Source organism: Erythrobacter sp. W36 (assembly GCF_057364935.1).
Genome location: NZ_CP200281.1, coordinates 573,184 through 582,947 on the forward strand (window position 1 = coordinate 573,184; position 9,764 = coordinate 582,947).

Annotated in this window: 8 protein-coding genes; 5 read left to right on the forward strand and 3 right to left on the reverse strand. The window is 60.6% G+C overall.

The genetic code is table 11. The features are described from left to right. Positions 1-5 precede the first annotated feature (5 nt). Complete coding sequence (gene rarD / locus AC0V6U_RS02830; RefSeq protein WP_472644716.1) at positions 6-917, reverse strand: EamA family transporter RarD; 912 nt, start codon at positions 915-917, stop codon at positions 6-8. Positions 918-1,315: 398 nt separating this feature from the next. On the opposite strand from rarD, the gene AC0V6U_RS02835 reads away from it, so the two are divergent. Beyond that, positions 1,316-2,065, forward strand: a complete 750-nt coding sequence (locus AC0V6U_RS02835) for a hypothetical protein (RefSeq protein WP_486169363.1) — start codon at positions 1,316-1,318, stop codon at positions 2,063-2,065. A 16-nt stretch (positions 2,066-2,081) separates the two neighbouring features. On the opposite strand, the gene astD is transcribed toward AC0V6U_RS02835, so the two are convergent. Both astD and AC0V6U_RS02845 read right to left on the reverse strand, forming a co-directional pair. Next, the gene (gene astD, locus AC0V6U_RS02840) at positions 2,082-3,494 is read right to left on the reverse strand and encodes a succinylglutamate-semialdehyde dehydrogenase (protein WP_472644718.1); all 1,413 of its coding nucleotides are present in this window, start codon (positions 3,492-3,494) and stop codon (positions 2,082-2,084) included. 277 nt (positions 3,495-3,771) lie between these two features. Continuing rightward, complete coding sequence (locus tag AC0V6U_RS02845) at positions 3,772-5,166, reverse strand: protein adenylyltransferase SelO family protein (protein WP_472644719.1); 1,395 nt, start codon at positions 5,164-5,166, stop codon at positions 3,772-3,774. 83 nt (positions 5,167-5,249) lie between these two features. Here AC0V6U_RS02845 and AC0V6U_RS02850 point away from each other — a divergent pair, with 83 nt between their 5' ends. The 4 genes from AC0V6U_RS02850 (at position 5,250) to AC0V6U_RS02865 (ending at position 9,664) form a co-directional block, all read left to right on the forward strand. Continuing rightward, the gene (locus AC0V6U_RS02850) at positions 5,250-6,128 is read left to right on the forward strand and encodes an alpha/beta fold hydrolase (RefSeq protein ID WP_472644720.1); all 879 of its coding nucleotides are present in this window, start codon (positions 5,250-5,252) and stop codon (positions 6,126-6,128) included. Continuing rightward, on the forward strand, positions 6,125-7,276 hold the full coding sequence (locus AC0V6U_RS02855) for a glycosyltransferase family 4 protein (RefSeq protein WP_472644721.1): 1,152 nt from the start codon (positions 6,125-6,127) through the stop codon (positions 7,274-7,276). Before AC0V6U_RS02850 ends, AC0V6U_RS02855 begins: the two co-directional genes overlap by 4 nt. Positions 7,277-7,424: 148 nt before the next feature. Beyond that, positions 7,425-8,237 carry a tetratricopeptide repeat protein gene (locus AC0V6U_RS02860; protein WP_472644722.1) on the forward strand — a complete coding sequence of 271 codons (813 nt, stop codon included), beginning with the start codon at positions 7,425-7,427 and terminating at the stop codon, positions 8,235-8,237. A gap of 80 nt (positions 8,238-8,317) precedes the next feature. After that, positions 8,318-9,664: an outer membrane protein assembly factor BamB family protein gene (locus AC0V6U_RS02865; protein ID WP_486169534.1), complete on the forward strand. Its 1,347-nt coding sequence runs from the start codon at positions 8,318-8,320 to the stop codon at positions 9,662-9,664. Positions 9,665-9,764 lie beyond the last annotated feature (100 nt).

Below are 9,764 nucleotides of genomic sequence, written 5' to 3' on the forward strand. Positions count from 1 at the left end.
GCTGGCTAAATGGCCTGCGGCGCGGCGGCGCGGCGGGTGCGGGCAATCAGATCACCAACAAAGATCGCGATGGCAATCCAGATCAGGATGAAGCTGCCCAATTGAACCGGTTGCAACTCTTGCTCAAACACGGTCAGTCCGAGAATAAAGACAATCGTCGGCGCGAGATATTGGATAAATCCAAGCGTTGAATAGGGCATCCGCCGCGCGGCAATCGCAAACAGTAGCAGCGGCACAGCGGTCACTACACCTCCGGCCATGATCGCGAGGCTTAGGTAGAAGTCTTGCCCGAAGGCAGAGCCCACTGGGCTGGCGGCGTACCACATCACGATGGCGGAGGCTGGGACGAACAGGATCGCTGATTCGATCGTAAGGCCGGGCAGGGCGGTGACCGCCACCTGCTTGCGGACGATGCCGTAAAAGGCAAAGCTCATCGCTAGGCTCAGGCTGATCCACAAGGTTGTGATCGCCCCGGCCAGCAACAATGCGACCGCGCTTCCCGCTATCGCCACAGCGAGCCATTGCCACCGGGTCAGGCGCTCCCCCAAAAACAGAGTGCCCAGCAGCACATTAAGCAGCGGATTGAGGTAATAGCCAAGACTGGCGGCGTAGACGTGCTCTTCCTGGATGGCCCAAATGTAAACCAGCCAGTTGATCGCGATCAGCGTCGCGCTCAAGAACAGCATGCCCACCGCCTTTGCGCTGCTGAGGGCGGCTTTGATGGCGGGAAACTGGCCCCGCACACCGACAATGATCAGGCACAGCGGCACCGTCCAGATGATCCGCCAGCCGACGAATTCAAACGCCGGAACGCTGACGACCAGCATCAGGTAGAGCGGCAGGAACCCCCACATCAGATAGGCGCCCAGCGCAGCGGGCAGTCCGGATGGCGCCGGGTTTGGATCGGGGGCGTTCATAGCTGGCCCGCCCCTAGGCCGCGCGCTGTTGCCGCGCAAGCAATGCGAGCCGGATAAGTGTTTGCATCATTTTACAACGCGCCGAGCAAAAACCTGCAAGAGTGCTTGTGTTGTTGCAGATCATTCAGGTTTCATACCCTATAGATGAACAAGCAAAAACACGGGGGGCATGTGAGGCGCAGCGCGGTATCGCGTGGGGGCGCGCCTCACACTCCGAAATGAAATAGACTTGAGCCATTCCCACCAATGGCTCCGGCGTGGTCGCTTGCGGCTGCGGAAAGCGCTCTCTTGCCACGCGGCTTGAGGGCGTTTTCATTTGTGGCGACTGAATCGCTGAAATGGACGCGGCAATGCCCAGCGGAAGGCGAAAATTAACCAAGATCAGCCATGAGATGAGGATGCGCGCATTCCGCCTCTCACCTTTCAAAAGACGCCTGGCTAGCACTCTGTTGCTGGTGCCTGGCGCTTTGGCGCTGGCTGCGTGTACGGGAGAGGCTGAGCCCGCAGAGAGCCCGGCGACGCCCGACCCAGTGATTGCCCGCGCTCTAAATGATCCGCTGATGGTCGATCCAGACCTCGCTTATCGCAACCAGGCCGCCGCTGCGCTTTCCACTGGCGTGGACCATGCACTGCCGGTGCTGTCGGGTAATGCGACCATGGCGCGGCGCGCCCGCGATGAAATGCGGCTTGCGCTGCTCGAGGATGGGTCGATTCTTGATTTGCCCGACATGGCTGAGGGCGAGGAAGGCGTTTCGCTGGCTGGTATTCACAATGCTGAGCAAATGGCCATCACTCACGGCGCGCCCGAAGATTGCGCGAAGCAATTGCGCGCAGGCTTTATTTGGGCGGCGCGATTGGATGATGCGGCCAGCCTGATGCCGTTCGGCCATGTCCGTGCGGCCGCGGGGGCCGAGGACGCAAACTGCTCTATCCGCGCGGTGTCTTATCTGACGGCAGCCGAGGGGGAAGACGCGCTGCTATATCACTACAATCTGGCGCGGCGGGCGGAGCTGGACACTGACGTGTTTGCGACGCCAGAACTCGCGCTCACAGGCACGTCAGAGGACGTGCGCCTTGCGGTGAATATTCGCGAGGGCAATGATGCAATGCGCGTTGTCGACTTGATCTATTGGAAAACGCCGCAATAGCAGCTGGCGCTTTGCTCTAGTCCTTCAAACCAATCGCAACGTTGGCGCGCGGCTGCTCCATTTCCGTGCTCGCCACGGGATAGGCGCAGTAATCCGCCGCATAGAAGGCCGCTGGACGGTGGTTGCCCGACAGGCCAATTCCGCCAAACGGCTGCGACGATGAGGCGCCATTGGTCGGGCGGTTCCAATTGATAATCCCAGCCCGGACATTGGCCCAAAACCGGCCAAAGTCATCTGGATCGCCGCCAATCAGCGACGCCGACAAACCAAAGCGCGTGTTGTTAGCCTCAGCAATGGCGAGATCGAGGTCAGGCACCTTGATCACTTGCAGGATCGGGCCAAACATCTCGATATCCGGGCGATCTTCGACCTCGGTCGTGTCGATAATGCCGGGGGTCAGGAACGGCTTCTTCGCATCCGGACGCTTGAGGTGAGCCAGCGGTTTGCCGCCTTGCGTGACCAAAGCCAAAAAACCCTGGGTCAGTTTGTCCGCGATATCATTGTCGATCACGCAGCCCATGAAGGGTTGCGGATCAGCAAAGGGCTCATCAACGATCAGCTTGCGGGTGAGCTTCAGCAGCTCCTCCATCAACGGATCGTACATGCTCTCGGTGATGATCAGCCGCCGCGCCGCCGTGCATCGTTGCCCTGCGGTGGTGAAGGCGCTTTGCACAATCAGCGAGGCTGCATCTGTGAGCAGCGGCGTATCGGTGACGACCAGCGGATTGTTGCCGCCCATCTCCAGCGCGACAATCTTGCCCGGATTGGAGGCGAGGCGGCGATTGATCGCAATGCCAACTTGCGCAGAGCCAGTGAACAGCACGCCGTCCACGCCGCCATGCCCGACCAGTGCTTTGCCTTCGTCAGGCCCGCCGACAACCATTTGCAGCACGTCCTCTGGAACGTCGGCCGCATGGAAGCAATCGACCAGAGCCTGGCCGACGGCAGGGGTCTTTTCCGATGGCTTAAAGACGATCACATTGCCCGCGATCAGCGCAGGCACAATGTGGCCATTGGGGAGGTGCGCTGGGAAATTGTAGGGCCCCAGAACAGTCATCACCCCGTGGGGCTTATGCCGAACGGCGGATGTCCCTTGCAGCGCGCTGTCCAAGCGTTTGCGCCCGGTGCGTTCGCTATAGGCGTTGGCCGAAATCTCGACCTTGCCCATCACCGCATCAACTTCGGTGCGCGCTTCCCACAGGGGTTTGCCGGTTTCTTTGGCGATCAGGGTGGCCATGTCATCCGCGCGGGTGCGCATTTCATTGACGAACCGGCGCATGGTCTCAATTCGCACCGCCAGCGGTGTTGCCGCCCATTCCGGCCAAGCTCGCCGAGCGCGGCTTACCGCCTCATCAACGTCACTTGCTGCGCCGCTCCAGATTTCTTCGCCCGTGGTCAGCGCATATGATGTGTAGGTGTTTTCAGTCACTGTGCAGACTTTTACTCACGTCCAGAATTTACCTTACCGCACCATGTTAGGCTTTTTACATGCCCTTTCACACCGCGATACCCTGGCTTCCCCAAGCTCTTGGCTTCAGTTAATTGCAATACACACGAAAAGATAGGGGGCAGGCGCATTTCGGGCACAGTGCCGTTAGCCGGAGTCTCATGAAAATCGCCAAAGCGCTGGCCTGAGGGGCAATACGCAGAGCGTAATCAAGGGTTTATAGAGGCTTGGTTAGTGCCTAGGGAACCCTTGTAAACTGTTATTGCCCGGCAGGTCTTGGCGCTTCGCCATGCGCGCTGCCCATTTCACGCAGCTCCGACACCTTGGCGTGGAATGGCCGCCAATCGTCACCTTCATCGATCGCCGCCCAGATCGCTTCGACATCGTCGACCAGCATGGTTTGCGCCGGGTCCCCCTGCCAATAGGAATGCTCGGTGCCAACGGCCTCATAGCCTGCCAATGCCTCGGCCAATTCACCGTCTGCTCCGCGTCCGCCTCGGTGCGCAAAGAAGAATGCGTCAGGCTGCGCGTTTTGCTCGCGCATGGACTTCTCGCAGACTGCAACAAGCTGAGTGTCAGCCTCCGTCCCGCGCGGCTCCACCCCCAGGCGCCAACACCAACGGCGCGCGACCGCCTCCATATAGAGCTCGCCGTACCGATTGAGCGCGGCGATCAGCGGGTCGCTATCCGCCACCAGCCGCAGGGCAACCGCCAATTGCCCGCAATTCCAATGCAGTGCCTCGGGCTGGCGGCCAAAGGCATAGAGGCCGCCATGATCGAAATAGGCGGCGGTAAAGCTGGGATCCCACGTCGGCAGCCAGCGCCACGGGCCATAGTCAAAGCTCTCGCCCGTCACATTCATATTGTCGGTGTTGAGCACGCCGTGGACGAAGCCGCTGGTCATATAGCTCGCGGCCAAATCAGCCATGCGCTCGACCACCTGATGCATCAGGATAATCGCTGGCTCATCGCGTTCCGGCGCGTCATTGGGCGGCATCGGTCCGGGGAAATGATCCAAGCAATAGCCGATAAGCGCCTGCATTTGTTCAGGCTCTTCATGGGCGAGCAGCCGCTGAAACGTGCCGATGCGGACGTGTGAATGCGATAGCCGCACCATTACGGCAGAGCGCGTGGGCGAAGGCTCATCATCGCGCCACAGCTGTTCGCCGGTCTCGATTACCGAGAAGGTCTTGGATGTGTTGACGCCCAGCGCCTCCAGCATTTCGGTCGCCAGCACTTCGCGCACTGCGCCTTTCAGGGTCAGACGACCATCGCCATTGCGGCTATAGGGGGTGGGGCCAGTGCCCTTGGTCCCCAGATCGAGCAGGCGGCCATCGCTGCCGCGCAGCTGAGCGGCCAGAAACCCGCGTCCGTCGCCAATGTCAGGATTGTAATTGCGGAACTGATGCCCGTGATATTTTAGCGCGAGCGGCTGCTTCAGATTGCCCTCAAGCGGTTCAAACCGGGCGAAATGCGCGGTCCATTGATCATCGCTCAGATCGGCCAATCCAACCGCCGCCGCCCAGCGATCATTGCGAAAACGTATCTCAGTCTTGGGAAAGTCAGCAGGGTGCACCGGAGAGCCCAGCCAATCGGCCAGCGCATCTATCGCGGTGTCGGGCCGGTAATCGGCGGCTTGCGGTTCGGCTCGCATGTCGCGATAAGTGGGCGCAAGCAGCCAGCGGCGCAAGCGCCACTTGGCAATAAAGACTGCATTTGAAGGATTAATGCCCGCTCATGGAGAGCCTTTACAAGGACCGCTACTGGACCAGCAGCGACGGCCTCACTCTGCATTACCGCGATTACGCTGGCCCCGCTGCGGGGGATGGCGACGGCGTTCGCCCGCCGATTGTGTGCATGCATGGCCTGACCCGCAATGCCCGCGATTTTGAAGGCTTAGCCGAGCATTTGGCGGCCACGCACCGTGTGATCGTGCCGGAGATGCGGGGGCGAGGGATGAGCGACCACGCGCCCGATTCCTCCAGCTATTCGCCACCCACCTATGTCGCCGACGTGGAAAAACTGCTGGGCGAGGAGGGGATTGAGCGCTTCATCGCCATCGGCACTTCCATGGGCGGGCTGATGACGATGATGATGGCGAGCAAAGATGCGAGCCGGATCGCGGCCGCTTTGCTGAATGATATCGGGCCAGAGATTGATCCGGCGGGCCTGGAGCGGATTGGCGGCTATGTCGGTCAGCAGCGCAGCTATCCCACGTGGATGCATGCCGCGCGCTCGATGCAGAGCGTGCACAGTGTAGCCTTTCCCGACTATGACCTCGATCAATGGCTGGCGATGGCGAAGCGCACTATGGTGGTGAGCCAGAATGGCCGGATCAGCTATGATTACGACATGGCCATCGCGGAGCCGTTCAGCGAGCCGGGTAATGCCGCCCCGCCTGATCTGTGGCCTGCCTTCGAAGCGCTAAGCAGTGTGCCAATGGTTTTGGTGCGCGGCGAATTGTCCGACCTTTTGTCGGAAGAGACAGTCTCCAAAATGGCGGCCAAGCATTCGGCGATGACAAGCGTCACCGTGCCGCGCGTGGGCCATGCGCCGACGCTGGATGAGCCCGAAGCACGCGCTGCGATTGATACGCTTCTGGGGCAAATTGGATGAGCAAGAAAACGAGTAAAAGCAGCGGCGTGCTGCGCGTTTTGCATTGCCATTCAACATTTGCGCCGGGCGGCAAAGAGCTGCGCGCGACGGGCCTGATGAACGCCTTTGGCGGTAAGCTCAGGCATTCGATTGTCTCCGGAGTGCCCGATCAGCTCGGCGCGAGAGACAGCATCGCCAAGGGTGTGGCGGTCGATTTTCCAAAAGACTTCCCATCGCTCACCGGCTGGCCATCGCCGTCGCGCCTGCAAAAGATCGCTCGCGCGATGCTGCCCTATGACCTCGTGCTGACGTATAATTGGGGCGCGATGGATGCGGTGATGGCGCGCACCGCGTTTAGCAATGCCTTCGATCTGCCGCCGCTCATCCATCACGAGGATGGTTTTAACGAGGACGAGGCGAAGGAGCTGAAGACGCGGCGCAATTGGTACCGCCGGATAGCATTGGGTAAGGCTGCTGGGTTGGTCGTGCCTTCGCGCACGCTAGAGAAAATCGCAGCGGAAGTGTGGGATCAGCCCGCCTCTCGCATTGTCCGCATTCCTAACGGGGTGGACACTTTGGCCTTTGCCAACACGCCGCGTGCAGATGCGTTGCGGGTGGTGAAGCACAAGGGCGAGCAATGGGTCGGTACGCTCGCCGGGCTGCGCCCGGTCAAACAGCTGACGATGCTGGTGGAGGCGTTTTCGGGCTTGCCTGAAAACTGGCAGTTGGTGATCCTGGGCGAGGGGCCAGACAAGGACGCAATCCGCGCCGCCGCAGATAAGTTAGAAATCAGCCACCGCGTGCACCTGCCCGGCAAAGTGGCCGATCCAGCGAGCGCCGTGGGCCTGTTCGATATCTTCGCATTGTCCTCCAAGAGCGAGCAATTCCCGCTCTCCGTGGTCGAAGCGATGGCGGCGGGTATGCCCGTTGCAGCGCCCAATGTTGGCGACATCCGCAGCATTGTGAGCGAGGCCAATCATCCCTTCATCTGCGTGCCGGGCGATGCGGCAGCGCTCGGCCATATGCTCAAGGAACTGGCTGAACAGCCCGAACTGCGCAGCGAAATTGGTGAGGCCAATCGCAAGAAAGCGCTCGCACAATTTGACCGAGCGCGCATGATCGCAAGCTACCGCGCGCTCTATTCCAGCGCGATGGGGCGCGAGATTTAAGCGCCTAGGCCGCGCGCTTGCTTAACCTGCGGTTCAACTCCAATCCGCTCAACTATGGGGACAGGCTGCAACGGCCATTGCGGTTGCTGCAATGCGCCCCTAAAAGCGCGGGCAGCTAAAGAACCAACGCATTTTGGAAAGGGCCCCCGTGGCGCTGAACCCTACTGACGGAAAATCTCCCAAAGACGATAAGGCAGCAAAGAAAGCGGCAGAAGACGAAGTCATTCTGCGCGAGATCGATGAGGCCGTTCGCAAGGATGATTTGGAGCAATTCGGCAAGAAATACGGCACCGTTCTAATCGGCGGTGTGACGGCGATTTTACTCGCCTTTGGCGGATACCTGTACTGGGATAGCCAGCAGGAAAAGGCGCTTGAGGAGCAATCAGAATTGCTGACCCGGGCGCTGGATCAGGCCGAGGCTGGAGAATTTGGCGCGGCAAGCGAAGTGGCATCGGAACTGCCCGCGGATAGCGGCGCTGGCGCGCAGGCAAGCGCGCTGATGCTGCAAGCCAGCGCGGCCTTGGAGCAAGGTGACACAGCGAAAGCGGTTGAACTGTTCGGTCAATTGGCCGCTGACGCAGACGCGCCGCCTGCCTTGCGCAGCCTCGCCACTATTCGCGAAGTCGCCAGCAATTTTGATGAGCGTGAGCCCGCCGATGTGATTGCCAAACTCAGCGATTTGGCTGTGCCCGGCAATGCCTTTTTTGGCAGCGCGGGCGAGCTGACCGCGATGGCGCATATGAAGGCCGGCGATGACGCGGCGGCCGGCGCGATGTTCGCAGCGATTGCGAAGCAAGACGGCGTGCCGGAAACACTGCAAGCCCGAGCCCGGCAAATGGCCGGACTGCTGGGTGTGGACGCGATCGAAGATCCAGAAGAACTGCTCGTAGAAGAAGGCGTTCTGGATCCTGACGGTGGAGCTCCTATCGGCGCGCCTGCTGGCGCACCAACGGGGCCGTAACGCGAAATTGCAATAGGGTCGCAAAGCTGAAGATAGAGCGCGCGGATTTGCGCGGCACAAATGTTCTGATTGGACGGATGATGACGACGGTTAAACACACAACACGCATGGCTCTTCTCGGCGGCGCAATGGCCGCTGTCTTGAGCGGTTGCAGCGGCGGCCTGTTTGGCGGCGGCGACAAGAAAGCGACCCCGACTATTGGCGAGCGCACTCCGATCCTTTCGCGGATTGAGAGCGGGGCAAGCGTTGATCCGACCTTGGCTCAGGTGACTGTGGTGCTGCCTCCGGCGCAGACCAACACCGAATGGGCGCAGGTTGGCGGTTCTGCTGCGAAATCATACGGCCACCTGACGTTGTCCGAAACGCCGACGAAGGCGTGGACCGCCAATATCGCTGGCGCGACCGACCGTGTGCGTCTCGCCGCAGCCCCGGTTGTTGGCGGCGGCTCGCTATTTGCGGTCGGCTCTGACGGGGCGATCCACAGCTTCGATGCGAAGACCGGCGCTGAGCGTTGGGAAGTCGCACCATCAATGGAAGATAATCTGCGCTCTGCGGCCTTTGGCGGCGGGGTCAGCTATGCTGGCGGCCGGGTCTATGCGACCAATGGCACGGGCGATGTAAAGGCGCTGAACGCGGACACAGGCGAAGAGATCTGGAGTGTTAAACCTTCTGGCCCGCTGCGCGGTTCGCCAACTATTGCGTTCGGCCAGGTTTATGTGATGACGCAGGACAATCAGGTGATCGCGCTTGATGCGAATTCTGGTGAGCTGCTGTGGAACGATTCGGGTTCAGCAACGCAGGCCGGCGTGTTCGGCGTGGCGGCCCCGGCGGCTGGTCAAGGCACCGTCATCGCTGGCTATTCCAGCGGTGAATTGTCGGCCTATCGCTATGAGAATGGCCGCACATTGTGGTCTGATGCATTGTCGCGCACCAATATCTCGACCCAGGTTGGCTCATTGACCGATATTGACGCCGATCCGATCATCGATTCTGGCCGCGTCTATGCGCTTGGCCAAGGCGGGCGCATGGCCGCTTATGAGCTGGTCACCGGACAGCGCATTTGGGAATTGAATCTCGCAGGCATTTCCACCCCGTCGATTGCGGGCGAGTGGATCTTCACGCTCACCGATGACGCGCGCCTGCTAGCGATTGCACGTTCAACCGGGCGCGTGCGCTGGATCACTCAGCTGCAAAGCTTCCGCAACGAAGAGAAAAAGAAGGACGCGATCTTCTGGACCGGCCCGGTCTTGGCTGGCGGTCAATTGTGGGTCGCAAGCTCGCGCGGCGCGCTTTATCGGGTCAGCACGGGCGAGGGTTCAGCCCAGGCCTTTGCAGAGCTCAAAGATCCGGTCAGCCTGCCGCCCATCGTGGCGGATAACATGCTGTATTTGCTCGATGACAGCGGCACGATTCACGCTTGGCAGTAATTCGCACAGTTAGCCAATGGGCCGCGACCCTGCGGCGGGCGTATTAACCATTTGAGGCGCGCTGTTCCTAAGCGGGACGGCGCGCTCAATCTATCAAAGC

Coding starts and splice junctions, on each gene's coding strand:
- AC0V6U_RS02850 (WP_472644720.1), top strand. CDS start 5,250: ATGGAGAGCCTTTACAAGGACCGCTACTGGACCAGCAGCGACGGCCTC.
- AC0V6U_RS02855 (WP_472644721.1), top strand. CDS start 6,125: ATGAGCAAGAAAACGAGTAAAAGCAGCGGCGTGCTGCGCGTTTTGCAT.
- AC0V6U_RS02835 (WP_486169363.1), top strand. CDS start 1,316: ATGCGCGCATTCCGCCTCTCACCTTTCAAAAGACGCCTGGCTAGCACT.
- AC0V6U_RS02845 (WP_472644719.1), bottom strand. CDS start 5,166: ATGCGAGCCGAACCGCAAGCCGCCGATTACCGGCCCGACACCGCGATA.
- rarD (WP_472644716.1), bottom strand. CDS start 917: ATGAACGCCCCCGATCCAAACCCGGCGCCATCCGGACTGCCCGCTGCG.
- AC0V6U_RS02865 (WP_486169534.1), top strand. CDS start 8,318: ATGACGACGGTTAAACACACAACACGCATGGCTCTTCTCGGCGGCGCA.